The sequence below is a fragment of the Streptomyces sp. CNH189 genome (assembly GCF_000527195.1).
In genome coordinates, this window is the sequence record NZ_AZUS01000010.1 from 224,282 (window position 1) to 249,488 (window position 25,207).

At 73.1% G+C, this 25,207-nt stretch carries 18 protein-coding genes and 1 pseudogene; 10 read left to right on the top strand and 9 right to left on the bottom strand.

Annotated elements, in window-relative coordinates; all coding sequences use genetic code 11:
* The first annotated feature begins 14 nt into the window (after positions 1-14).
* On the top strand, positions 15-443 hold the full coding sequence (locus B100_RS0116295; RefSeq protein WP_037722891.1) for a hypothetical protein: 429 nt from the start codon (positions 15-17) through the stop codon (positions 441-443).
* Here B100_RS0116295 and B100_RS0116300 read toward each other — a convergent pair.
* The 3 genes from B100_RS0116300 to B100_RS0116310 all read right to left on the bottom strand — a co-directional run bounded on the left by B100_RS0116300 (position 413) and on the right by B100_RS0116310 (position 6,749).
* Positions 413-1,201 (bottom strand): phosphatase, encoded by a 789-nt coding sequence (locus B100_RS0116300; protein ID WP_024885504.1) that lies wholly within the window; start codon positions 1,199-1,201, stop codon positions 413-415. The two genes, B100_RS0116295 and B100_RS0116300, sit on opposite strands and share 31 nt — an antisense overlap.
* A 200-nt stretch (positions 1,202-1,401) precedes the next feature.
* The gene (locus B100_RS0116305) at positions 1,402-6,351 is read right to left on the bottom strand and encodes a S1 family peptidase (protein ID WP_158686720.1); all 4,950 of its coding nucleotides are present in this window, start codon (positions 6,349-6,351) and stop codon (positions 1,402-1,404) included.
* A gap of 71 nt (positions 6,352-6,422) precedes the next feature.
* Complete coding sequence (locus B100_RS0116310) at positions 6,423-6,749, bottom strand: trypco2 family protein (RefSeq protein ID WP_486585650.1); 327 nt, start codon at positions 6,747-6,749, stop codon at positions 6,423-6,425.
* 56 nt (positions 6,750-6,805) lie between these two features.
* Here B100_RS0116310 and B100_RS0116315 point away from each other — a divergent pair, with 56 nt between their 5' ends.
* A complete protein-coding gene (locus B100_RS0116315; protein ID WP_158686722.1) occupies positions 6,806-8,527 on the top strand; it encodes a hypothetical protein in 1,722 nt (573 codons plus the stop codon).
* A 377-nt stretch (positions 8,528-8,904) separates the two neighbouring features.
* Here the strand turns inward: B100_RS0116315 and B100_RS0116320 are convergent, their stop codons facing one another.
* Positions 8,905-10,485, bottom strand: coding sequence for a PucR family transcriptional regulator (locus B100_RS0116320; RefSeq protein ID WP_024885508.1), 1,581 nt, complete (start codon positions 10,483-10,485; stop codon positions 8,905-8,907).
* A gap of 187 nt (positions 10,486-10,672) precedes the next feature.
* Between B100_RS0116320 and B100_RS0116325 the strand changes: the two genes are divergently transcribed.
* From B100_RS0116325 to B100_RS0116340, 4 genes are read left to right on the top strand one after another with little or no spacing between them, the layout of a single operon-like run.
* Positions 10,673-12,151, top strand: a complete 1,479-nt coding sequence (locus tag B100_RS0116325; protein WP_024885509.1) for a sodium:solute symporter family protein — start codon at positions 10,673-10,675, stop codon at positions 12,149-12,151.
* A gap of 55 nt (positions 12,152-12,206) precedes the next feature.
* Positions 12,207-13,175, top strand: coding sequence for an agmatinase (gene speB, locus B100_RS0116330; RefSeq protein ID WP_024885510.1), 969 nt, complete (start codon positions 12,207-12,209; stop codon positions 13,173-13,175).
* Positions 13,172-14,857: a thiamine pyrophosphate-binding protein gene (locus B100_RS0116335; RefSeq protein WP_024885511.1), complete on the top strand. Its 1,686-nt coding sequence runs from the start codon at positions 13,172-13,174 to the stop codon at positions 14,855-14,857. The genes speB and B100_RS0116335 overlap by 4 nt, the downstream gene beginning before the upstream one ends.
* A 54-nt stretch (positions 14,858-14,911) precedes the next feature.
* Positions 14,912-15,310, top strand: a complete 399-nt coding sequence (locus tag B100_RS0116340) for a VOC family protein (RefSeq protein WP_024885512.1) — start codon at positions 14,912-14,914, stop codon at positions 15,308-15,310.
* 42 nt (positions 15,311-15,352) lie between these two features.
* Here B100_RS0116340 and B100_RS0116345 read toward each other — a convergent pair whose 3' ends face one another.
* Positions 15,353-16,192, bottom strand: coding sequence for an MmyB family transcriptional regulator (locus B100_RS0116345; RefSeq protein ID WP_024885513.1), 840 nt, complete (start codon positions 16,190-16,192; stop codon positions 15,353-15,355).
* 114 nt (positions 16,193-16,306) lie between these two features.
* Between B100_RS0116345 and B100_RS0116350 the strand changes: the two genes are divergently transcribed.
* Positions 16,307-16,903, top strand: a complete 597-nt coding sequence (locus B100_RS0116350) for an NAD(P)H-dependent oxidoreductase (protein WP_024885514.1) — start codon at positions 16,307-16,309, stop codon at positions 16,901-16,903.
* A gap of 18 nt (positions 16,904-16,921) precedes the next feature.
* Here the strand turns inward: B100_RS0116350 and B100_RS0116355 are convergent, their stop codons facing one another.
* A complete protein-coding gene (locus tag B100_RS0116355) occupies positions 16,922-17,290 on the bottom strand; it encodes a hypothetical protein (RefSeq protein ID WP_024885515.1) in 369 nt (122 codons plus the stop codon).
* Between the two features lie 67 nt (positions 17,291-17,357).
* Positions 17,358-18,194, bottom strand: coding sequence for an endonuclease (locus tag B100_RS0116360; protein ID WP_024885516.1), 837 nt, complete (start codon positions 18,192-18,194; stop codon positions 17,358-17,360).
* Between the two features lie 215 nt (positions 18,195-18,409).
* Here B100_RS0116360 and B100_RS0116365 point away from each other — a divergent pair, with 215 nt between their 5' ends.
* The 3 genes from B100_RS0116365 (at position 18,410) to B100_RS0116375 (ending at position 24,154) form a co-directional block, all read left to right on the top strand.
* Positions 18,410-22,117 (top strand): ABC transporter ATP-binding protein, encoded by a 3,708-nt coding sequence (locus B100_RS0116365; protein ID WP_024885517.1) that lies wholly within the window; start codon positions 18,410-18,412, stop codon positions 22,115-22,117.
* A gap of 112 nt (positions 22,118-22,229) precedes the next feature.
* On the top strand, positions 22,230-22,616 hold the full coding sequence (locus tag B100_RS0116370) for a hypothetical protein (protein WP_024885518.1): 387 nt from the start codon (positions 22,230-22,232) through the stop codon (positions 22,614-22,616).
* A gap of 107 nt (positions 22,617-22,723) precedes the next feature.
* On the top strand, positions 22,724-24,154 hold the full coding sequence (locus B100_RS0116375) for a S28 family serine protease (RefSeq protein WP_024885519.1): 1,431 nt from the start codon (positions 22,724-22,726) through the stop codon (positions 24,152-24,154).
* A 13-nt stretch (positions 24,155-24,167) separates the two neighbouring features.
* Here the strand turns inward: B100_RS0116375 and B100_RS0116380 are convergent, their stop codons facing one another.
* Positions 24,168-24,794: a hypothetical protein gene (locus B100_RS0116380; RefSeq protein ID WP_024885520.1), complete on the bottom strand. Its 627-nt coding sequence runs from the start codon at positions 24,792-24,794 to the stop codon at positions 24,168-24,170.
* A 158-nt stretch (positions 24,795-24,952) separates the two neighbouring features.
* Positions 24,953-25,207: pseudogene (locus B100_RS0116385) on the bottom strand (IS110 family transposase); the annotation flags it as partial.

The following is a 25,207-nucleotide window of genomic DNA, read 5'->3' on the forward strand; positions in this document are numbered from 1 at the left end:
CCTACGCTGCCCCGGTGGGAAAGCAACAGCACCGCAGACTGCGCACTCTCGTCGTGGACGGCACGGCCTGGCACTGGACCGTCCGTCAGCGGGTGCTGCCCGCCTACGAGGACTGCCGGCTGTCGCTGTCCTTCTTCACCGAGGGATACCGCGCCGGGACCGGACGCAGGCTGACCCTGGAGTTCGCGCCCGGACCACTGCGGATCGTGTCCAACACGACGTACTTCGAGGCCGGGACGGTGGTACGGCTCCCCGACCGCGACTGGCTCAACCTGCACGAGCCCGGGACGGCCCGGCGGCTGCTGGACGAGGCGGCGCCCGCCCTGGACCGGCGGCCGGCCGTCCGGGATGTCGAGGTGGACGGCTGGCCGTACTTCGACCGGGTGGTGGACGGCCGCCCGGCGGCCGGGGCTCAGGCCAGCCCCGCCTCCGCCAGCAGGTAGGCCGTCATCGGGTCGTAGTGGCGGGGGCTGGTCACGTGGTCGTCGAGCGGGACCGTCACCTGCACGGTGCCCTCGGCCTCGGCGAGGAACAGCGCCGGGTCGTTGCAGTCGGCGTACCCGACGGAGTCCACGCCGTACTGGCCGGCGGCGCCCGCCCAGCCGTGGTCGGCGACGACGAGGTCCGGGAGCGGGCGGCCCTCCCGCTCCAGCGCGGTCAGGATCGTCTTCATGGGTGAGCCCGAGTGGGTGTGCCACAGCGTCGCGCCGTGCTCCAGCACCGCGATGTCCGCGAACTGCATCACGTAGCCCTCTTCGGTGGTCAGCCCGTCCGGGATCACCACGATCTCGCAGCCCGCCGCCCGCAGCGCGGCGGCCGTCGCCCGGTGCACGTCCAGCAGACCGCCCGGGTGACCGGTGGCCAGCAGCACCCGCTGCCGGCCCTCCGCCGCCTTGCGCAGCCGCCCGGCCAGCCGCTCCAGCCCGTCGACGGTCAGCTCCGGATCGATGGTGTCCTGCCCGTACCGGTACTCCGGGTCGTCGTTGACGCCGACCCGCTCGGCCATCACCGCGAGCACGTCCTGCTCGTCGGTCCAGCGCTCGCCGAGCTCCAGTCCGAGCCAGTAGTGACGGTCGCCGTTCGCCAGCTTCCGGTAGTGGGAGAGGTTGTTCTCGCGCGGGGTGGCGACCTCGCCCGCGATGCGGGTGGCGACCAGGTGTTCGACGAGTTCGGCGCGGCTGGGGGTCCCGGATATCGGCATGCCCCCATTGTGAGGCAGCCGCCCGCAGCGGTCCCCGGAATCCCGCACGCTGGGACGCGGCTCACCTGCTCGACCAGACGAGTACGCCACCACGGGCCCGTGCCGTGTCGGGCTTCCTGGCGGTCCCTGGGCGATGTCCTGCTCATGGCCAGGTACGGCCACGACCCCATGTTCCTCCCGGCCGCCGTGCTGCTGACCGTTCATGCCGTACGACGCGCCTGCGCCCCACCCATCTCCTCGACGACAAGGCCGAACGCATGAGGATCGGTCTCACGCAACATCCTTAGCCCAGTCGCCCAGGCAGGACCAGCCAGGACCCTGGCCATCAGCCCACGGGCACGCTCCTGATCCACCGCCCCGGCCAGAGTGACCAGGATCTGCGCCGTACGATCCGGCTGCTCGACCGCCTCGACCCGGCAGGCGATCCGGTCCGCCAACGCCGCCGCGGCTTCCCGGCCGCGACTGCCGGCGATGGCCACCGCCAGCTCGGCGAAGGCGGGAAGCTGCTCGTCCGGGTTCGTCACGCGACCAAGCCGCTGCTCGGCCAGCGCGACGGCATCCGTCGCAACTCGGTGACGACCGCGCCCGGACTTGGCCCGGGCGGTGGAGGCAGCGCGACCGCGGGGAGCGGACTTCGCCGTGGCACCGGGACCCCCACGGTCGCCAGGGCCGGGCTTCGCCGGGGCGGCCGTGACCCCACGGCTGCCGGGGCCGGAGGCGGCCGGAACGGAAGCGCACCCGGCCGAAGCGGTGAGGGACCCGCGGCTGCCGGAAGCAAGCTTCGCCGGTGAGGCGGACGGCATTCGGTCACCGTCGGCGGGAGCCTCACCCCGGACAGCGGAGGACCCACGACTGCCAGGGGCAGGCTCGGCCGGAGCGGCGGGCTTCTCCTGATCACCTTCGGAGGCTGCCTTGACCAGGATGGCGAGGGCGCGGGCCAGGTGGTCGGCCGTCGGGATGTGCCGGCGGGCGACCGACAACGCCTCGTCCAGTTCGCCGCTCTCCGCCAACGCCCGCACCAGCGTCACGTACGCCCGCGCCTTCTGGTCCGTCGCCTCGATGCCGGCGACCAGGCGCAAGGCCCACGACGTCTCGCCGCGCCGCGCGTTCGCCACGGCGAGGTCGGCCAGTGCCGCTGCCCGGTCCTGCCCGGGCGGTATGCGATCGATCAGCCGCCTGGCCCGGCCCGGTCGATCGAGCTGAAGGTACACCCGTGCCAAGGACATGAGCAGCCGGGTCTGCCGGGCACCCGCCGGTACGCGGATGGTCAACTCTCCCGCGTCGTGGGCCAGTTGACCCGCGAGGTCGAATCTGCCCTGGTCGGCGGCCGCCCTGGCCACGGCGAGCAACGCCTGCGCCTGCTGGTCCTTGGACTTGACGTTGCGCAGCAGCCCCCTGGCCCGCTTCAACGACTCGTGAGCAGCAACGGCCTCGATCAGCCTCACCCAGACCTGGGCGCGTCTGTCGGCATGCGGAATCCTGTCCGCCACGGCCATCGCCCGCTTCAATGCACGAGCACGGTCCACACGTGTGGACGAGCGCTGGATCAGAGGCGTGTCCGTGCCCTCAGGTGCGCCCGCACCGGCAGACGTGTCCAAACCCGAGGGGAACGCGTTCGCACCGGCGCTTGTGGGCGCACGCGTACGTGACCACTGCTTCCTGGCGGGGGACGGGGACGGGACCGTCGGACCCGCGGATCGATCCTTCGGGGACAGGGATGTGGCCCGGTCCTTCAGTTGGGTGGCGACGGCGGTGAGGGCCTGGAGCCGGGTGGTCTCGCTCAGCGAGAGGGCCAGGTGCTCGGCACGGTCGGCGTCGCCCTGGGCGGCGAGGGCTTCGGCGACGGCCGTCAGCGCTCGTTCCCTCGCCTCGCCGGAGAGAGCGGAGCGGGCCAGGGACATGGCCTTGTCCGGGTCCTGCGCGGCGATCCGCCGGACCAGGTCGGTCAGCACCCTGGACCGGACGTCCGCCTGGGGGATCGCGCGGGCCAGCGTCTCGGCGTGCGCCGGGTCCTCGACTGCCTCGGCGAGTGCCACCAGGGTTCGGGTCGTTGCTGCCGGCTCGGCGGTACGGGCCCGTGCCTCCGCCTCCTCGGCCAGCGCGCGGGCCCGCGCGGTGTCGCCTCGGTCCAGCGCTGCCCCTGCGATCGTGACCAGGGCCTGTACGTGCCGCAACCGGCCATCGATCGCGCGTGCGGCATCCTCCGCCCGCGGATCGCCGCACACCGCGTACGCTCGCGCCACGGCGACCATGGCTCGTTCCGCCTGGCCCCGACGGCCCCCGCTTCGGGTGGCTTTGCCCTCCGCCGCCTCGGGCTGCCGCGCCGTGCCTGCCGTGACCTTCGCCCGCGCCGCCTCATCGCGCCACGCCGTGTCCTGAGCAGCCCGGCCGGAGGGGCTGTCCACCGAGTCTCCTCGAGTGCCGGGCGCCGGGCGGATCGGTGCGCAGAGGTCGGCCAGGAGGGCCTCGGCCTCTTCGGTGAGCTCGACCGCCCAGGGCACGTCACTGGTGGCGGCGATGGTTTCCGCGATGATCGACAGGGCGCGGGCGCGGAAGGCCAGGAGGGGTGCGGACGAGACGAGGTCAATGGCGGTCACCGGGTCGCCGCCGCGGGCGAGGGCGGCGGCCAGGGCGGTGAGCGCCTGGCTTCGCTCGTACGGGCTGGGCAGGTTCGTGGCCAGGGCGCGGGCGCGTGGGAGGTCGCCGGCGCGGGCGATGGCCTCGGCCAGCACGGTGAGCGCCGGGATCCGGTCGCCCGTGATCAGCTCGGCCATCGCCTCCGCCTTGGCCAGGAGGGCGCGTGCCAGGGCCGGGTCGCCGGTGGTTCCGGCGATGGTGCTCAGCGCTCGTACGCGACAGTCGGCGAGCGGGATCCGGTCGGCCAGGCGCTCCGCCCGTGCCGAATCGCCGCACAGAACCGCGGCCTGGACCAGGGCCGCCAGGGTCCACGCCTGTCGACGCGGGTCGGTCACCGCCCGAACGAGTTCCTCGGCCCGGTTCAGCAACCGCGCAGCACGAGCGGGGTCAGCGCCGTCCACTCCTCCGGAACGGTCGGCAGAGCTGATCGGATCCCCTTGGGTGAGGTCCGCGTCGGGCTGTCGTGTCGCGCCGACCACTCTGGCGATGGCCGCCAAGGCCCACGCCTGCCGCTCAGGCTGTTCGACGGTCCCGGCAAGCCCCTCCGCCGCACCGATCAACCCACGGGTGGCCATGGCGTGCACCACACCGGCCAGCGCCCAGGATCGCCGGTCGGCCCGCGCGATGGTACGAGCGAGTGTCTCCCCCCGGTCCAGCTCTCCCGCGTCCGCCAGTGCCTTGGCCACGGCCGCCAGGGCGGCGGCGCGGGCGTCCGGATCGGGGTGGGAGCGGGCCAGGGACTCGGCGCGGGTCGCATGGCCGAGCCGAACCCACAGGGTGAGCAAGTCGTCGGGCACAGTCGGGGCGGTGTTGCCGACCAGGTCGCGGGCGACGGCCAGCCGGGCGAGGGCGGGCAGGTCGGCACGGTCGCGGGCGACCTGCTGGGCGGCGGCGATCTCGCGGAGCACGGCCGCGTGCCCGCCGGGGAGGCGGGTCATCCGCTCACGGCGGGCCGGGTCGAGGGCATGCTCCACCAGCAGGTCGCCGGTCAGCAGCGCCCCGTACGAGGTGAGCAGGTAGCGGGGCGTGTCCTCCGGCCATCCCCGCGAACGGTACGACGAGGCCCAGGCGTGGATGCGGTCGCGGTAAAGATCGAGGGGGGCGAGTTCGGCCTCGGCCGTCCTGAGCAGGGTCTCGTGCGCGTACCCGTAACTGTCGAAGGTGCTGTTGCCGCCGATACCCCCGCCACCGCCGACAACCCCGGCACCGCCGGACGCCTCGCCGTTGATTCGCGTGAAGAGGCGGCTGTCGAGCAACGACGCCACCTCGAACGCCGGCAGGCCCGTCAGCTCCGCGAGGTCGCGGGCGGTGAGGTCGCCGTCGGCCGCGGCGAGGAGGCCGAGCAGCTCGGCGTTGTGGTGGTCGCGCAGCCACAGGTTCAGCTCGTTCCTGGCCTGGATCTCCAGGCGGGCGGCGTACGGGGTGCGGGTGAGTGTCCTGACGCGGCAGCGGCCCAGCGGGTGGTCGGCGTGGAGGTACGGGTGCGGGCCGGGACGTGGGCGGCTGGAGACGAGCACGCCGACGTCGGCGGGCGGGTTGAGGGGCAGCGAGCGGGCGACGCCGGGGTCCTCGTCGAGCCCGTCCACGACGAGGACGAGGCGTTCCCCGTCGTTGCGGCAGCGCTCGGCGGCGTTCTCCAGGTGGCGGTAGAGCCCGCCCGGGGTGAAGGGCTCGTCGGCGAGGGCGGCGAGTTGCTCGCCCACTACCTGGTCGAAGGGGTCCTGGCGGCCCAGGTGATGTGCGGCGAAGTACGCGGCGACCCGGACGCCGGGCGGCGGGTCGAGCACGAAGGCGGACATCAGCGCGGTCTTGCCCGACCACGGGTCGCCGTGCCACAGCAGGTACGGTTCGTCGCTCTCGCAGAAGGCGCGCAGTTCGGCGAGTTCGCGGTCGCGCTCACGGAGCCCGCCGGCCGGGGCCATGCTGCGGACCCGGGCCGCGTAGCCGCCGAGGTCGCGGCTGGGGGGCGGGTTGACCGTCACAGGCCGGCCGTAGCCGATCTGCCTGCGCTGCTCGGGGGACAGGTCCCAGTCGGCGGGCACTGCGGTGAGGTGGCGTGGTCCTTCGAGCGGGTAGGACAGGTCGACGATGCCGACGAGCCGGTCGCGCACGAACACGGCGGCGCCCGACATGCCCTCCCAGGGAGTGGGCTCCGGTTCCTGCCACAGCTCGGGCGGCGGGTCGTCGACGGTGACGTCCAGGGTCCCGGTGTAGAGGTTCGACAGGGGACTGATGCCGCCGATCAGGTGGAAGCTGTCCCGCCGGGAGTTCCTGAGCTTGAACAGCGGGAACCCGACCGCCTCGCAGGGCGTTCGGCCGCTGCGCCGCTCCACCAGCCCGTACGGGGCCGGCTCGACCTCGTCGTCCACGTCGACGCGGAGGGCCGCGATCCGGCCGGTCTCCCAGAGCAGCCGGGCGGGCACCTTGCGCTCCGGGTCCTGGGGGAAGCGCACGTGGATGGTGCGGTGCCCGTCGACAACGTGCCCGGCCGTGAGCACGACGTCCGTGGTCACCCGGTATCCGGCCCCGCGCATCCGCTTGCCGTCGGTCCGGTCGACGAGGACCTGCCCGGCTCGCTCGGGTCTCAGTCTTCGTCCTCCCGTGCCATGCCGCCGATCTCGACGGGGCTGCCACCGCGCGTGGGTTGCAGGGTGAGCGTGACCCGGTGGGTCCTGGCCTCGATGGCCTTGCCGTCGGCGCCGGCCTCCACCACCCAGAACTTGACCCTGCCAGTGACCGATGCCTCCTCGGTGACCATGACGGTGACCTCCAGTTCGATGGGGCCCAGGCCGAACTGGATCTGCTCGCCCTCGGCCGCGCGGCTCGCGCGGTCGAGCTCGCGGCGTAATTCCCTCACGACGGACGACAGTTCGAGCACCGTTCCTCCAAAGATTCCCGAGGTCCGTGGCATTATGCCGATAGTCCGTGGATTTGATAACCGGCACGGAGGACGCCCTGAGCGCGCGAATGAGCCGAGTGGTCATCACCGAACCGGTCGCGTCCGCCGCACCCGTCACGATCGAGCTGCCGGATGGTCCCGCCGATCACATCGCCGCGTTCCTGGAGGCGTGGGGTGCCCAGGGGCTGTCGGTGGGGGACAGGCGTTCCTCCATGCGGTTCGAGGCGGGGCCCCTGCCGGACGCGCTCATCTACTACGTCGTGCTGTCGGAGTTCGTGAACCGGTGGGTGGACGTCACGGTCAACCGGGTGCCGGTGGACTTCGAGCGCGTGTACGAGGGGAGCCGGAAGCTGTCCGACGCGGGGAAACCAGCCGAAGTGCCGCAGTGGGCGCAGGTGGGCGGCGACGACCCGGGGCACATGCCGCACGGGGTGGTGGAGACGGCCGAGGATCTCGTCCCGGAGACGGTGTCGATGATCCGGTATGCGTACCGGCTGCGGATGGTGCCGCCGCCCGCCCGTACGAAGGCGGCGTTCGTCACGTTCGCCCGGGTGGCGGGGATCCGGCGCGGACGGCAGCGGCGGCTCCCCTTCCTCTCGACCGGACGGGAGCCGGAGCCGCTCAGCAAGAAGGGCGACGACCAGGGAGTCGATCTGGAGCGTCTCCGGCTGCAGGTGATCCCGCACCGCAAGGACGGCCCGCCCCAGACCTACGACGTCGTGCCGCCGCGCCGGGATCGGCGGCAGTACCGGAAGCTGTCCGAGGCGGACGCCGAGCCGGTCACGTCGGTGCTGAAGCGGCTGGGTGGCTCGCAGGACGAGGAGTCGGGCGAGTGGACGTGTCCCCGTGCCGCCCGTCGGCCCGGCCATCCGCAGAAGCCGTCCGTCCGGGTGGAGAAGAACCAGGCTCGCTGCCGTACGTGCGACGCCGCCCCGGTGACCTCCGCCGGGCTGGTCGCGGCCACTCTGGACGTGACGCCGGACGAGGCCGCGTCCCTGATCCTCGAACCCGGCCGCGCGGCCATCCGCCCGGATCCCGCGCATCGGCGGCCGGAGCTGGTCGCACCGCCCCATCCGGGCACGCTGGCCACCGCGTACGTGTCGGCGGGCAGGCCCGACCGGTTCGACTGCGTGATCTACGACGCGGGCGTCGGCCATCCGCGGGACGCGATCATCTGGCGGCCCGACACCGCGAACCTGCCGGCGGACGTCGCGCCGCTGGAGTTGCAGCCGGGCGACGTCGTGACCGCCCTGGTCATGGCGGCCAAGGGCGGGACGTACGAGCTGTCGATCGACGCTCCCGAACTGGCGGCACGCGCGATCGCCTCACAAGTGCCGGAGATCGTCGAGGGCACGGTGGAGGTGGTGGCGGTCGCACGCAAGCCGGGCAGCCGCGCCAAAGTGGTGGTGGCGCCGACGGTGCCGAACCTCAACACGGTCGGCGTGTGTCTCGGCAAGCGCGACAACCACTACCACCTGCAGGCCGCGCACCGCGTGCTGAACCGGCACCGGTGGGGCCGGTCCGACCGGACCTGGGAGAGGCTGGAGATCATCGCCTTCGCGGCGGACCGGCGCGCCTATCTGACGAACGCGATGCGCCCGGTCGTCGTGTCCGACGTGCGGATCCGCGGCAGGCAGGCGGTCGTGGCCGTGTCGGGGTTGCAGTACCGCGGTGGCGTCGGCCGGGGCGGGCTCAACGCGGAGCTGGCCGGGCACCTGACCGACCTCATGGTGCACGTGGTCGCGGAGGGGGCGGACATGGACGCGGAGATACAGCGACGACGGCCGTAGGGCTGTGCCGCGCCTCGCGGCGACGGGATCAGCGAGGAGCGTCCCGTCGCCGTCTCGGGGTGGGAGTAGCCGCGTACAGTCATGGGGTGCGCTCCTTCATCCGGTGAGTGCGGGCTGCTCGAGCAGCCCGGCGCGACAGCCGGCGGCCCGGCGACGACCGCGCGGCCGCCGAGCGAGATGACGGCCACCAGCAGCCCCGCGCGCGGTGGCAGTCGGCGACGAGGTCTCTCCCCCCTCCCGGTCTCGCGGTCCAGAAGACGCACGTCGTCCGGGCCGAGCGCGGGCACGCCGAGCGACAGCGGGCGGAAGCAGTGCTGGTCGCAGGGCCAGGCCCGGACAGCGGAACGCACGGCTCCGAGCCGGGCCCGGCGCCGGTGCTACGGCGTCCGCAGCGCGAACCACAGCTCCATCCGGACGTCCGGGTCGTCCAGGTCCGCCTCCAGCAGGGCCGCGCAGCGGGCGATCCGCTGGCGGACCGTGTTGCGGTGGACGTCGAGGGCGACCGCCGTGCGGTCCCAGCTCCCGTGCAGGGAGAGCCAGGTGCGGAGCGTGTCGACCAGGGCCGGGGACTGCGCTATCGGCGCGAGCAGCGCGCGGGCGTGGGCGTCCGCTTCGGACTCCGGGACCAGGTCGGTCAGGGCCGGACGGTCGCCGTGCCGCAGCAGCGGGGCGCGGGTGGCGCGGGCCCGGGCCAGGGCGCGGGCGGCCTGGGTGTCGGCGGCCGGCCAGTCGGGCGGGGCCGCCGCCGCGCTGACGCCGAGGGTCCAGCCCAGCAGCGGCTCCACCGCCCGTCCGACGGGCACCAGCACCCGGACGACCTCGCCCGCCACGTCCACCAGCGCCGACCCCAGGGCGGCGCCCAGCGCGGAGGCGGCCACCGGGTCGGGTGCGGCCCGCCCGTCCGGTCTGCCGTGCACCACCCGCCACCGGTCCCCGCCGAGCAGCGGCGCCACCTCCCCGGGCGCCGCCCCCAGCAGCAGCCGCACCAGCGCGGAGGACCGGCCGGCGCCGGTGCCGCTGTGCCGTTCCCCGGTGAGCAGGGAGAGCAGCACCGCGGCCACCGACGCGATGGTGTGGTCGCCCCCGTCCCGCTGCGGGGCGGCGACCCCCAGCACGAACCCCTCGCCGTTGCCCAGCGCGTGGGCGACCAGCCGCACCCCGGCGACCGTGTCGCTGGCGGAGGAGGGCCGGGCCGCGGGGTCGGCGTGGAGGTCGCCCGAGCCGCCGGCCGGGGCGTCCGGGCCGGATCCGAGCCGGTGTCCGGGCGACGGCGCGCGCGGGTGTCCGGGCGAGGACGGGCGAGGGTGTCCGGGCGACGGCGGGCGCACCACCTCGGCGAGCTTCGCCAGCGCCGTCCGCGCCTCCTCGCCCTGATCCGCCCCCGCGCCCGCGATCTCCGTGCCCTCGGGGCCGTACAGCACCGCGCGGCCGGCCAGGCGGCGGGCGAGCTGGTGCAGGACGGAGGGCACGGGGTCCGGGCGGGCGGCGGCGGTGGCCAGGCTCTGCTGCGCCTCGGTGACCCGCCGCAGCTCGGCGGTGCGGGCCTGCGCCATCAGCTGCCACACCGCCCGCGCCACCGCCGAGAACGTGGTCCTGGGCGGCACCTCGACGAGCGGCAGCCCGTGCATCTCGCACGCCTCCACCAGCGCCCCGGGCACCGTGTCGTGCACGGGCGCCACCCCGAAGCCGAGCGCCGTCCCGCCCGCCGCGACGATCCGCGAGACGTACGCGTCGAAGTACCCCGGGCCCGCTCCCTCCGGGATGTGCACCCCGGCCGACAGCAGCAGCTCGCCGCCCAGCAGGTACGGGTACGGGTCCGCCATCTCGGAGGTGTGCGCCCAGTGCACGGCGATGTCCGGCCCCTCGGGCCCCGCGATCCGGCGCAGGCCCAGATCCGCGCGGGCCAGCAGCGCGTCCAGGGGGACGGGTGGGGTGGGCGGAACAGTGGGGTCCGGCATGGTGGACGTTTCCTCCATCCCAGGCTGTCGATCTGGATGAAACGTACACTTCGCAGCCGCTTTTCGGCCACCTAAGGTCGGGTCACCGGCACACCCGCGGGTACGGGCGGATGTCCCCGCGTGGCCGCCGGTGAGCGCGATCCGTCTGCACGACACGCCACCGACAGTGCGCGAAGGAGGCCCCCGCATGGCCGTGGACTACCTGGTCATCGTCGTCTATCTGGCCGGCATGCTGGCCATGGGCTGGTGGGGCATGCGCCGCGCCAAGTCCAAGAGCGAGTTCCTGGTGGCCGGCCGGCGGCTGGGCCCCGCGATGTACTCGGGCACCATGGCCGCCATCGTCCTCGGCGGCGCCTCCACCATCGGCGGCGTGGGCCTCGGCTACCAGTACGGCCTGTCCGGCGCCTGGATGGTGTTCACCATCGGCCTCGGCCTGCTCGCGCTGAGCGTCTTCTTCTCCGCCCGCATCGCCCGGCTGAAGGTCTACACCGTCTCCGAGATGCTCGACCTGCGCTACGGCGGCCGGGCGGGCGTCATCTCCGGCGTCGTGATGTGGGCGTACACCCTGATGCTCGCGGTGACCTCGACCATCGCCTACGCCACGATCTTCGACGTCCTCTTCGACATGAACCGCACCCTCGCCATCGTCCTCGGCGGCTCGATCGTCGTCGCGTACTCGACGCTCGGCGGCATGTGGTCGATCACGCTCACCGACATGGTGCAGTTCGTCGTGAAGACGATCGGCGTGCTGCTCCTGCTGCTGCCCATCGCCGTGGTCAAGGCGGGCGGGTTCGCCGAGATGAAGGCGCGGCTGCCCACCGAGTACTTCGACCCGCTGGGCATCGGCGGCGAGACGATCTTCACCTACGTGCTGATCTACACCTTCGGCATGCTCATCGGGCAGGACATCTGGCAGCGGGTGTTCACCGCCCGCGGCGACCGCACCGCCCGCTGGGGCGGCACCGTCGCCGGCACCTACTGCCTCGCCTACGCCGTCGCCGGCGCCGTGATCGGCACGGCCGCCAAGGTGCTCTACCCGAAGCTCGCGAGCCCCGACGACGCCTTCGCCACCATCGTCAAGGACGAGCTGCCGGTCGGCGTGCGCGGCCTCGTCCTGGCCGCCGCGCTCGCCGCCGTGATGTCGACGTCCTCCGGCGCGCTGATCGCCTGCGCCACCGTCGCCAACAACGACATCTGGGCGCGGCTGCGCGGCATCGTGCGCCCGGCGGGCGAGGAACACGACGAGGTCCGGGGCAACCGCGCCTTCATCCTGCTGATGGGCCTCGCCGTGATCGCCACCGCCATCGCCCTCAACGACGTCGTCCAGGCGCTGACCGTCGCGTACAACCTGCTGGTCGGCGGGCTGCTCGTGCCCATCCTCGGCGGACTGCTGTGGAAGCGCGGCACCGCGCAGGGCGCCCTCGCCTCCGTCGCGGTCGGCGGCCTCGCCGTCATCGGCCTGATGGCCACGTACGGCATCCTCGCCAACGAGCCCGTCTACTACGGCCTGCTCGCCTCCCTCGCGGCGTACGTCGTCGTCTCCCTCGCCACCCGGCCCACCGACGCGGCCGTGCTCGCCGCCTGGCGCGAACGCCTCGCCGGACGCGCCCCCGCGCCGGACAGCACGTCCGAATCCGTGTCCGAACAGGTCCCGGCCGCCCAGTAGCATCGTGGGCAGTCAGCACATACGCGACGAAGCGTAGGAAAGAGAGCAGTCCTCCATGAGCAGCAACGGAACGCCCCGCGGTCCCGTCGACTCCTCCCGGGTGCCGCGCTACGCGGGCCCGGCGACCTTCGCCCGGCTGCCCCGCCTCGACGAGGTCGGCCGCGCCGACGTCGCCGTCGTGGGCGTGCCGTTCGACTCCGGCGTCTCCTACCGGCCGGGCGCCCGCTTCGGCGGCAACGCCATCCGGGAGGCGTCCCGGCTGCTGCGCCCCTACAACCCCGCGCAGGACGCCTCGCCCTTCGCCCTCGCCCAGGTCGCCGACGGCGGCGACATCGCGGTGAACCCGTTCAACATCAACGAGGCCGTCGAGACGGTGGAGGCCGCCGCCGACGACCTCCTCGGCACCGGCGCCCGCCTGATGACCCTCGGCGGCGACCACACCATCGCGCTGCCGCTGCTGCGGAGCGTCGCCAAGAAGCACGGCCCGGTCGCGCTGCTCCACTTCGACGCGCATCTCGACACCTGGGACACCTACTTCGGCGCCGAGTACACGCACGGCACGCCGTTCCGCCGGGCCGTCGAGGAGGGCATCCTCGACACCTCCGCCCTCTCCCACGTCGGCACCCGCGGCCCGCTCTACGGCAAGCAGGACCTCACCGACGACGAGAAGATGGGCTTCGGCATCGTCACCTCCGCGGACGTCTACCGCCGCGGCGCCGACGAGGTCGCCGACCAGCTCCGGCAGCGCATCGGCGACCGCCCGCTGTACATCTCCATCGACATCGACTGCCTCGACCCCGCCCACGCGCCCGGCACCGGCACGCCCGAGGCGGGCGGCATGACCTCCCGCGAGCTGCTGGAGATCCTGCGCGGCCTCGCCTCCTGCAACCTGGTCTCCGCCGACGTCGTCGAGGTGGCGCCCGCCTACGACCACGCCGAGATCACCTCGGTCGCCGCGTCCCACACGGCGTACGAACTGACCACGATCATGTCCCGCCAGATCGCGGAGGCCCGCGCCAAGTGACACACGACCACGACCTGGAGCTCCGCCCCACCCCGGCCCAGACGGAGGCCGCGCTCGACCCGCCCCCGGGCCGCAGGGGCGGGGACCTGGTCGTGGAGACCCTGGCCGGGCTCGGCGCGACCACCGTCTTCGGCCTGCCCGGCCAGCACGCGCTCGGCATGTTCGACGCCCTGCGCCGCTCCGACCTGCGCTACATCGGTCTGCGCGTGGAGAACAACGCCGGCTTCGCGGCGGACGCGTACGGGCGGATCACCGGCGAGGCGGCCCCGCTGCTGCTGTCCACAGGACCCGGCGCGCTGACCTCGCTGGCCGCGCTCCAGGAGGCGGCGGCCGCGTCCGCCCCGGTGCTGGCGATCAGCAGCCAGGTGCCGACCGCCGGGCTCGGCGGCGGACGCCACGGCTACCTGCACGAACTCCCGGACCAGTCCGCCTCGTTCCGGGGCGTGGTGAAGTCCGTGCACACGGTCCGTGCGGCCTCCCAGATCCCCTCCGCGATCGCGGCGGCCTGGAAGTCGGCGCTCACCGTCCCGCACGGGCCGGTGTGGGTGGAGATCCCGCAGGACGTGCTGCTCGCCGAGACGATGCTGCCGGTGGTGACAGCGATGGACGCCACCCCGGACGAGCTGCCCCCGCGTCCCGAACTCACCGCGCTCGCCGCGCACCTGCTGTCCCGCGCCGAACGCCCCACGATCGTCGCGGGCGGCGGAGTGATCCGCTCCGACGCCTCCAAGAAGCTGCGGCAGCTCGCCGAGCGGATCCAGGCGCCGGTGGTGACCACCCCGGGCGGCAAGGGCGCCTTCCCATGGACCCACCCGCTGTCGCTCCAGTCGTGGCTGGAGGACCGCCACACCACCGACTTCCTGGAGGACGCGGACGTCCTGCTCGTCGTCGGCTCCGGACTGGGTGAACTCTCCTCGAACTACCACACGTTCGAGCCGCGCGGCCGGGTGATCCAGGTCGAGGCCGACCTCGGCAAGCTGGAGTCCAACCACCCCGGCATCGGCATCCACGCGGACGCCCGCCTCGCCCTCCAGGCGCTCCTGGAGACGGTGGAGCCCCGTGAGGACGAGACCGCCCCGGCGCGGGTGCGCGAGCTGCTGGACCGGGTGCGGGAGCGCATCGACGCCCAGGACCTCGCGCTGGAGCAGCAGGTGCTGACGGCCGTGCGGCGCGCCCTGCCCACCGGCTCGCCGTCCTTCTGGGACATGACGATCCTCGCCTACTGGGCGTGGTCCGCGTTCGACGCCATGGGCCCCAACCATCTGCACTCCGCCCAGGGCGCCGGTGGTCTCGGCTACGGCTTCCCGGCGGCCCTCGGCGCGGCGGCCGCCGACCCCACGCGCCCGGTGCTGGCCGTCTCCGGCGACGGCGGCGCGCTGTACTCGATCGCCGAGCTGGCCACGGCCCGCCAGTACGACCTCGACGTCACCTGGCTGATCGTCGACGACGGCGGCTACGGCATCCTGCGCGAGTACATGACGGACGCCTTCGGCGAGCCCACGGCGACCGAGCTGACCCGCCCGGACTACGTGGCCCTCGCCGAGTCCTTCGGCGTCCCGGGCGTACGGACCACCCCCGAGACCCTGGAACAGGACCTCGCGAAGTCCCTGTCCACCCCGGGCCCCTCGGTGGTCGTCCTCCCGGCGGTCCTGCGCATGTTCGCCCCCACCCACCTGGACTGAGGCGCGGGCCCCGCGGCCAGGGGGTGGGCGGCGGGTGGGCCGTAGGCTGCCCGGATGCTGAGGATCGGAATCCCTGTCGTCGGTGTCACGGACATCCCCCGCGCGGTGGCGTTCTGGACGCGTGCCCTGAACCTGGTGGTCGCCGAGGAGTGGTCGAGCGAGACGTGGCGGACGCTCGAGCACGCCGACGGCTCCGGCCAGGCTCTCGGCCTGCTGCGCAGCGCGTCGCCCGCCGAGCCGTACCCGCGTCTCCACCTGGACCTCTTCACCGACTCGGCCGAGGAACAGCGGGCCGAGGTCCGACGGCTGGTCGGTCTCGGCGCGCGGTCCGTCGACTGGGACCGCTATCCGCCCGACCCCGACTTCGTCGTGCTCGCCGACCCGGACGACAACGTCTTCTGCGTCGTCGACCTGAGCCGCGGACCCGGCGGCGGCGACCGGCCGGCCGCCTGAGGCGGTTGCCCCCGGCTCCCCGTCGCGCCGAGGCGCGGGCGCTTACGAGATCGCGCGCAGGTGGCCGTGGTCCGTGCGGGCGCGGAGGCGGGTGATCGCCTGGGACGTCGTCCCGTCGTCGGGGAGGAGGACCAGCAACAGCTGGGCGTCGGCCGGGAGTTCGAGGAACTCGCGGCGCAGGCGCAGCTCGCCCGCGGCGGGGTGGCGCAGGCGCAGGACGCCACGCTCCGGGACCCTGTGGCGGTTCATCCTCCGGGTGAACTCCGGCCCGGCGGCGGGCGCCAGCTCGGCGGCCAGCCAGTCCGCGTTCTCCGCCTTCGGACCGAGCCACAGGTCGAAGACCTGCTCGTCGGCGACGTCGTCCCAGTCGGCGAAGAGCGACCGGGCGCGCGGGTCGGTGAAGACGTACCGCGTGAGGTTGGGCTCGTCCTCGTCCAGCAGCCCGGTGCCGGACGCGACCGCCTCGTAGGCCGTGGTCCAGGCGAGGAGGTCGCCCAGCCGGTTGGTGACCACCGCGATGCCCGGTTCGAGCAGCCGCAGGGTCTCCCGCACGGACGGGCGGACCTCGCGGCGCACCGGCTCGGGGCCGAGGCGGCCGGTGCACTCGTCACCGGTGATCTTCGCGAGGTAGCGCACGTGCTCCCGCTCCGCCGTGCTCAGCGCGAGCGCGTCACCCAGGGCATGCAGCACGGCGACGGAAGGATTGCGGTCGCGGCCCTGCTCGATCCGGGTCAGGTACTCGACGCTCACCCCGGCCCGCACGGCGACGTCCGAGCGGCGCAGCCCGGGGGAGCGGCGGCGGCCGTGCTCCGGAAGCCCCAGCTGCTCCGGCTGGATGCTGTCACGCTTGAGCCGCAGGAAGTCGCCCAGTGGTGTCCCCATGTCCGCGAGGATAGGACGGCCGGCGCGCCCGTGCGCAGGGCTCAGTATGGCCCTGCGGGGGCCAGCCTGAGCGCGGTCTGGCTGCCGCCCCGGGCCGGTTCCAGGGTGGACGGCATGAACACCAACACGCACAAGCTCGTGGTCCTCGTCGGCAGCGTCCGTGAGGGACGGTTCGGTCCCGTGGTCGGCTCCTGGGTCGCCGAGCAGGCCCGCGAGCACGGCGGATTCGACGTCGACGTCGTCGACCTGGCCGATTTCGACATCCCCCTGTCCCTGCCGGACGCCTACCCGTCGGTGGCCGGCGCCTCCTACCCGCGCCCCGCCGCGATGGCCCCGCTCACGGCGGCGCTGGAGGGCGCGGACGCCTTCATCATGGTCACGCCCGAGTACAACCACAGCTACCCGGCCTCGCTGAAGGCCGCGATCGACTGGCACTACACCCAGTGGGCGGCCAAGCCCGTGGCGTTCGTCAGCTACGGCGGCGGGGCGGGCGGCCGGCACGCCGTCCTGCACCTGGAGAACGTGATGGGCGAACTGCACGCGGTGACCATCCGCGACGGTCTCGCCTTCCCGCTGAACCGGGTGGCCTGGGAGGACGGCCGCCCCCTCGACGCGGAGTCCGCCGGCTACGCGAAGAAGCTCCTGGACCGGCTGTCCTGGTGGGCGGACGCCCTCCACACGGCGCGGGAGACGGTGCCGTACCCGGCGTGACGGGAGGCGGGGGCCGTCTCAGGGAAGCAGCTTGCCGAACTCCTTCCGGTAATGGGCGAGACGCTCGGCGTACCCCGCCGAGAAGGCCTTCTGCTCTCCACGCGACATGGTGCCGCCGGGCACGCCGCCCGTCGGCAGGAGGTCCGGCAGTTCGCGGTGGACGGTCACCACGGCCTTCCATCGCTCGCCTCCCCGGCGCCTCGCCCGCAGGAGGTGGGAGCCCAGTGCGGACAGTTCCCTCTCCACCAGGGTCTCCGGGACCTTCTTCGCGAGGAACTCCTCGCGCTTGGGCGGAGATCCCTCCGCCGTGGCGAGGAGCCGCAGCGTCCAGAGGGCGGCGAGCAGGCGTCCGGACAGGGTGTGGGGACTCGGTGTCGCGTCGGTCATGAGGCAGTCTGCCCCGTTTCCGGCACCGGTCACCCCGCAGGCGCGGTGACCGGTGCCGGTCCCGCCGTCACCAGATCGACTCGGCCCACTCCGGGTGGTCGATGAACGGGTTGCGGTTGTGCTGGTACGACTCGTGGATGACGTCGTTGCGGCGCTGCTCGAAGGCGTCCGGCGGGTCCTGCTCGTTCCAGGCCTTCAGCACGTCGAGCTTGCCGATGTACGGCGCGCTGCCGTTGTTCACGCTGCCGTTGGGCTCCAGGTCGGGCCAGCCGTCGGTGCCCTCGTAGCGGACCGCCATGTAGAAGATCATGCGGGCCACGTCGCCCTTGACCGCGTCGCGCGGCTCGAAGGAGTCGGAGTCGGTGAGGCTGCCGCCGCCGTTCGCGACGGCGCTGCCGCCGTTGTCGAAGTCCTTGTTGCCGCGGACGCCGTTGACCTGGACGTCGGACGGGCGCAGGTGGTGGATGTCGGTGCCGGGGCCGGTGGAGGTGCCGAAGTCGCCGTGGGACTTGGCCCAGACGTGCTCGCGGTTCCAGTCGCCGGTGTTCCCGCCGTTCGCGCTCTTGCTGCGGGAGACGCCCGAGTACAGCAGGATCACGTTCCCGCTGTTCGCCGGGTCCTCGTCGGTGTCCTTGAGGGCGTCCCAGACGGCCGAGTACGACAGCTTCGTCTGGTCGCTGATGATCGTGTTGAGGGCGGCCCTGAGGTCGTCGCCGGTCTTGCCCTCGGCGTCCTCGTAGTAGTCGGCCACCACGGCGGCGCGGGACTGGGCGGCGGGGGCCTCCGGGGCGGAGACCGAGGCGCCGGCCGTGGCGGGGGTGAGGGCGGGGACGGCGAGTCCGGCGAGGACGGCGGCGCTCGCCAGCGCCACCGCCTTCCGGCGGCGTATGCGTACAGCAGGCATGTGGGGTGTCCGATCTACGCGGGTTGCACAAGGGAGATACCCGAGAGACTGGCATGCACATGCAGTCAAGCGCGTGGAGGGAGCGTGCCGATTGCGTGACGAGAGTCCGACCTTGTGGGGCCGCGGTGCGTCGCCGGATTTGTTGCGGAGGGATGAAATCCGCTTCGGTCGGCGTTGGAGCCTTGCGGAAGATCAGGACGATCGAAGGGCACCGCGTGACAGCGCAACGGGGATGGGCACGACGACTGGCCGCCTACGCGTGGCGGCACCCCAGGAACGTCGTCCTGGCCCTCGGCTCCTCCCTCGCCGGCATGGCCGTCATGGCCCTGGTCCCGCTGGTCACCAAGGTGATCATCGACGACGTCATCGGCGACAAGACCCGGGACATGGGCACCTGGGCCGGCCTGCTGGTCGGCGCCGCCCTCGCCGTCTACGTCATGACGTACATCCGCCGCTACTACGGCGGACGGCTCGCCCTCGACGTCCAGCACGACCTACGCACCGAGATGTACGGCTCGATCGCCCGGCTCGACGGCAGACGCCAGGACGAGCTGTCCACCGGGCAGGTCGTCGGCCGCGCCACCAGCGACCTCCAGCTCATCCAGGGCCTGCTCTTCATGCTGCCGATGACCATCGGCAACCTGCTGCTGTTCGTGATCTCCCTGGTGATCATGGCGTCGCTGTCCCTGCCGCTCACCGCGATCGCGCTCGCCGTCGCCCCCGCCCTGTGGTGGATCGCCAAGCGCAGCCGCACCCGGCTGCACCCCTCCACCTGGTACGCCCAGGCGCAGGCGGGCGCCGTCGCCGGGGTGGTCGACGGCGCGGTCAGCGGCGTCCGCGTGGTCAAGGGCTTCGGGCAGGAGGAGCAGGAGACCGGCAAGCTGCGCGAGGTCGGCCGCCGCCTGTACGCGGGACGCCTGCGCACCATCAAGCTGAACTCCCGCTTCACCCCCGCCCTCCAGTCCGTGCCCGCTCTGGGCCAGGTGGCGATGCTCGCCCTCGGCGGCTGGCTCGCGGTGCACGGGCACATCACGCTGGGCACCTTCGTCGCCTTCTCCACCTACCTCGCCCAGCTCGTCGGCCCGGTGCGGATGCTCGCCGTCGTCCTCACCGTCGCCCAGCAGGCCCGCGCCGGCACCGAGCGCGTCCTCGAACTGATCGACACCGAGCCGTCACTGACCGACGGCACCAAGGAACTGCCCGCCGACGCCCCCGCGACCGTCGAGTTCGACGACGTCGCCTTCGGCTACGACCCCGAGCGGCCGGTCCTGGACGGCCTGTCCTTCGAGATCCGCCCCGGCGAGACCCTCGCCGTGGTCGGCTCCTCCGGCTCCGGCAAGTCCACCGTCTCCCTGCTGCTGCCGCGCTTCTACGACGTCACCCGCGGCGCCGTCCTGGTCGGCGGGCACGACGTGCGCGAGCTGACCGCCGAGTCGCTGCGCGCCGCCATCGGCCTGGTCCCGGAGGACTCCTTCCTGTTCTCCGACACCGTGCGCGCCAACATCGCCTACGGCCGCCCCGACGCCACCGACGAGCAGATCGCCGCCGCCGCCCGCGCCGCCCAGGCCGACCGGTTCATCGACGAGCTGCCCGACGGCTACGACACCACCGTGGGCGAGCACGGCCTGACCCTCTCCGGCGGCCAGCGCCAGCGCGTCGCCCTGGCCCGCGCCATCCTCACCGACCCGCGCCTGCTGGTCCTGGACGACGCCACGTCCGCCGTGGACGCCCGCGTCGAGCACGAGATCCACGAGGTGCTCAAGAGCGTCATGCGGGGCCGTACGACGCTGCTGATCGCCCACCGCCGCTCCACCTTGAACCTCGCCCACCGCATCGCCGTCCTGGACGGCGGCCGGCTCGCCGACATCGGCACCCACGACGAGCTCCAGCGCCGCTCCCCGCTGTACCGCCGGCTGCTCACCGACCCCGACGAGCTGGGCGCCGTCTCCCCGGGCCACACCCCGCCCGCCGGGCCGGTCGAGCAGGACACCTCCGTCCGCGAGGAGCTGGACGCCGAGTTCGACGCCGAGCGGGGCGTCACCCCGCGGCTGTGGACCGGCGACCGCGAGCCGGAGGACGCCGCCCTGGCCGGCGCCCCGGCCACCGAGGAACTCCTCGCCCAGGTCGCGGCCCTGCCCCCGGCCGACGACGTCCCCGACGTCGACGAGGCCCGCGCCGTCCGCGCCGAGGACTCCTACGGCCTGCGCCGCCTGCTGCGGGGCTTCCGCACCCCCCTGCTGATCAGCCTCGGCCTGGTCGCCGTCGACGCCGGCATGGGCCTGCTGCTGCCGATCCTCATCCGGCACGGCATCGACGAGGGCGTCACCCGCGCCGCCCAGACCGCGGTGTGGGCGGCCGCCCTGCTGGGACTGCTCGCCGTGCTCGCCCAGTGGGCCGCGCAGACCGGCGAGATCCGCATGACCGGCCGCACCGGCGAGCGCGTGCTGTACTCGCTGCGGCTGAAGATCTTCGCCCAGCTCCAGCGGCTCGGCCTCGACTACTACGAGCGCGAGCTGACCGGCCGGATCATGACCCGGATGACCACGGACATCGACGCGCTGTCCACGTTCCTGCAGACCGGCCTGGTCACCGCGTTCGTCTCGGTGGTCACCTTCTTCGGCATCATGGTCGCCCTGCTGGTGCTGGACGTCGGCCTGGCCCTGGTCGTCTTCGCCACCCTGCCCCCGCTGATCCTCGGCACGTACTTCTTCCGGCGGGCCAGCGTGAAGGCGTACGAGCTGGCGCGGGAGAGGGTGTCGGTGGTCAACGCCGACCTCCAGGAGTCGGTGGCCGGGCTGCGGATCGTGCAGGCCTTCCGCCGCGAGCGGGACGGCGCGCGGCGGTTCGCCGAGCGCAGCGCCGACTACCGCAGCGCCCGCATCCGCGGCCAGTGGCTGATCTCGGTGTACTTCCCCTTCGTGCAGCTGCTGTCCTCGGTCGCCGCGGCGGCGGTGCTGGTGGTGGGCGGCGGCAGGGTCGACGACGGCACACTGGCCATCGGCTCGCTGGTGGCGTACCTGCTCTACATCGACCTGTTCTTCGCGCCCGTGCAGCAGCTCTCCCAGGTCTTCGACGGCTACCAGCAGGCGTCCGTCTCCCTCGGCCGGATCCAGGAGCTGCTGCGCGAGCCGACCTCCACCAAGGCCCCGGCGAAGCCGCTCCCGGTGACGTCCCTGCGCGGCGAGATCGCCTTCGAGGACGTGCACTTCGCGTACGGCGACGGCGAGGACGCGCTCACCGGCATCGACCTCACCGTCCCCGCCGGACAGACCGTCGCGTTCGTCGGGGAGACCGGCGCCGGGAAGTCCACCCTGGTGAAGCTGGTGGCCCGGTTCTACGACCCCACCGGCGGCCGGGTCACCGTCGACGGCACGGACCTGCGCGACCTGGACCTGACCGCGTACCGGCACCGGCTCGGCGTCGTCCCGCAGGAGGCGTACCTCTTCCCCGGCACCGTCCGCGACGCCATCGCCTACGGCCGCCCGGACGCCACCGACGCCGAGGTGGAGGCCGCGGCCCGCGCGGTCGGCGCGCACGAGATGATCGCCACGCTGGACGGCGGCTACCTCCACCAGGTCGCCGAGCGCGGCCGCAACCTCTCGGCCGGCCAGCGCCAGCTGATCGCGCTCGCCCGCGCCGAACTCGTCGACCCGGACGTGCTGTTGCTCGACGAGGCCACCGCCGCCCTCGACCTCGCCACCGAGGCACAGGTCAACCTGGCCACCGACCGCCTGGCCGGCCGCCGCACCACGCTGGTCGTCGCCCACCGCCTCACCACCGCCGCCCGCGCCGACCGGGTGATCGTCATGGACCGCGGCCGGGTCGCCGAGGACGGCACCCACGAGGAGCTGCTGCGCAAGGGCGGCCGGTACGCCGCGCTGTGGCGGGCGTTCGTCGGCGAGGACGTACCGGCACCGGCCTGATCCGGCCGGTCACCACCCCCGCGCACCGGCTCGCGCAACCATGCGACGTACGCCCCGCGTCCGTACACGCGTACGCCGTCGGTCGCGGCGGGTGCGGTACGGGAGGACGACTGTGCGCAGTGGAGCGATACACCGGCGGCTCGCGCTGGTCCTTGCGGTGCTGACCACCTCGGGGCTGCTCGCCGTCACGCCGGCCCAGGCGGCGGAGGCGTCCGCGCTGTGCCCGGGGCGCAAGGCGCGGACCCTGCCGTTCTCCACCGGGTCGGTGCACGTCTACAAGCGCGGCGACCACGTCTGCGCCGTCACCGTCGCCAAGAAGGGCGGCGTGAAGCGGCAGATGTCGGTGAGCGTGCAGGCGCGCGGCGGACGCCCGGTGGTCGACGAGGGTCGTTTCGCCTATCACGCGGGGCCGGTGACCGTGCACGCCGGACGCCGCTGCGTCTGGGTCAAGGGCCGCGTCGGGGCGGACTCGGTCAGCTCCGGCTGGATCCTGTGCTGACCCCTCCCCGGAACGGGAGTTGTACAGGGTTTTCCCTCTGTCCCCTGGTGCGGTGAGCAGTTGGTCGAGTAGCTTCCGGCGCACATCTGTCTCACAGGGGAGTGCGCATGCGCAAGGCGCTCAGATGGCTGCTGGCGCTCACGGTGCTCATAGGCACACTGAGTACGGCCGGGGCGGCCACCGCCGCCGAGCCGAAGGCCACCGGCACCACTGACATCAAGGAAAGGCTGCTCTCGATCCCGGGCATGAGCCTGATCGAGGAGAAGCCCTACACCGGGTACCGCTTCTTCGTCCTCAACTACACCCAGCCGGTGGACCACCGCCGGCCGGCCAAGGGGACGTTCCAGCAGCGGATCACGGTGCTGCACAAGGACACCGCGCGGCCCACCGTCTTCTACACCGGCGGCTACAGCGTCTCCACGACGCCCCGCCGCGCCGAGCCGACCCAGATCGTGGACGGCAACCAGGTCTCCATGGAGTACCGCTTCTTCACCCCGTCCCGGCCCGAGCCGGCCGACTGGTCGAAGCTGGACATCTGGCAGGCCGCCAGCGACCAGCACCGCATCTTCACGGCCCTGAAGAAGGTCTACAGCAAGAACTGGCTCTCCACCGGCGGGTCCAAGGGCGGCATGACCGCCACCTACTACGAGCGCTTCTACCCCAAGGACATGGACGGCGTCGTCGCCTACGTCGCCCCCAACGACGTGGTGAACAAGGAGGACTCGGCCTACGACCGCTTCTTCCGCACCGTCGGCACCAAGGAGTGCCGCGACCGGCTGAACGGCGTGCAGCGCGAGGCACTGGTGCGCCGCGCCCCGCTGGAGAAGAAGTACGCGGCCTACGCCGCCGAGAACGGCTACACCTTCGACACCATCGGCAGCCTGGACCGCGCCTACGAGGCGGTCGTCCTGGACTACGTGTGGGGCTTCTGGCAGTACAGCACCGTCGCCGACTGCCAGGACATCCCGGCGGACGCCAAGAACGCCACCGACGAGGAGATCTGGACCTCCGTCGACACGATCTCCGGCTTCTCGTTCTACACGGACCAGGGCCTGGAGCCGTACACGCCGTACTACTACCAGGCCGGCACCCAGATGGGCGCGCCGACCATCCACTTCCCGCACATCGAGAAGAAGTACGTCCGCTACGGCTACCAGCCGCCGCGCAACTTCGTGCCCCGCTCCATCGGCATGAAGTTCCAGCCGCACGTCATGCGGGACGTCGACACCTGGGTCCGCCACCACGCCCGGCAGATGCTGTTCGTGTACGGCGAGAACGACCCGTGGGGCGCCGAGCCGTTCCGCCTCGGCAAGGGCGCGCGTGACTCGTACGTCTTCACCGCGCCCGGCATGAACCACGGGGCGAACGTGGCCGGTCTGGTCGACAAGCAGAAGGCGCTGGCCACGGCCCGCATCCTGGACTGGGCGGGCGTCGCCCCGAGCGCGGTCCAGGCGAACCCGACGGCGGCCAAGCCGCTGGCGAAGTTCGACGCGAAGCTCGACAAGCGGGACGTCGAGCGGCACGCGCTGCGTCCGTGACGCCCGCGCGGGATCACACCGGGACGGCGCAGCCGACCGGTGCGGTCCCGCGCAGCCGGACGTAGAGGGCCGTGGACGCCGGGCAGTCGGTCCGGGCGTCCACGGCCTTCGTCACCTTGAACTCCGGTTCGCGGGGGCCGCTTCCGTCGCAGGCGGTCTCACGGACCTTGGCGTCGGCGAGGGCGTACACGCAGTCGCCGACGACGGTGCGCGGCCCGCCCCCGCCGCCCGGGTCGCCCGGGTGCGGCGGCTGGAGGTTCCGCATGCAGGCGTGGCCGCGCGGCACCATCCCGTCGCCGTCCTCGTCGGCGGCCGGCCACTGCTCGCTGATGTGCAGCACGAAGTCGGTGGCCGGCGGGCAGAGCGGCCCGTCGCGCACGGCCCCGTCGTGCCGGGCGACCACCCGGGCCGCCGCGCGCTCGCCCGCGCAGGACACCTCGGTGAAGGTGGTGCGCCCGAAGGAGCTGCACTCGCCGACGTCGAGGAACACGGCCCCGTACCCGGTCGGCCGCACGGGCGACGCCACGGCCGCCGTGCGGTCCCCGTCCCCTTCGGGCGCCTCCCGGCACCCGGCGAGCAGCACCGCGCCCGCCACGGCGCACACGGCCCGCGTCCCCCACCCGCTCACACGCATCGCCATCCCCCTGGAAGACCCCCGGCCCAGTCTGACCGGCCGAACCCGGGACACGCCGGACATGTGGCGTGGTTCGCCCACATGGGGTGCTCCGTCCCGCGCGGCTGACGTACCGGGAACTACGCCCCGGTGAGGAGGCGGGGGGGGTGCCTCTATGTCTTTCGTCAAGCAGGTCGGGGGCTTCTCGGCTGGTAGAAGGTTCCGTCGCGGAGCATGGCGAACAGGACGCTGATGCGGTGGCGGGCGAGGCGGAGGAGTGCCTGGGTGTGGGTTTTGCCGCGGGCTCTGCAGCGGTCGTAGTAGGCACGAGAGGTGGGATCGTGGAGGGCCGCGAACGCGGAGAGGAACATCGCTCGTTTCAGCTGCCGGTTGCCGCCTCTGGGGGCGTGTTCGCCGTGGATCGACGTGCCGGACTGGCG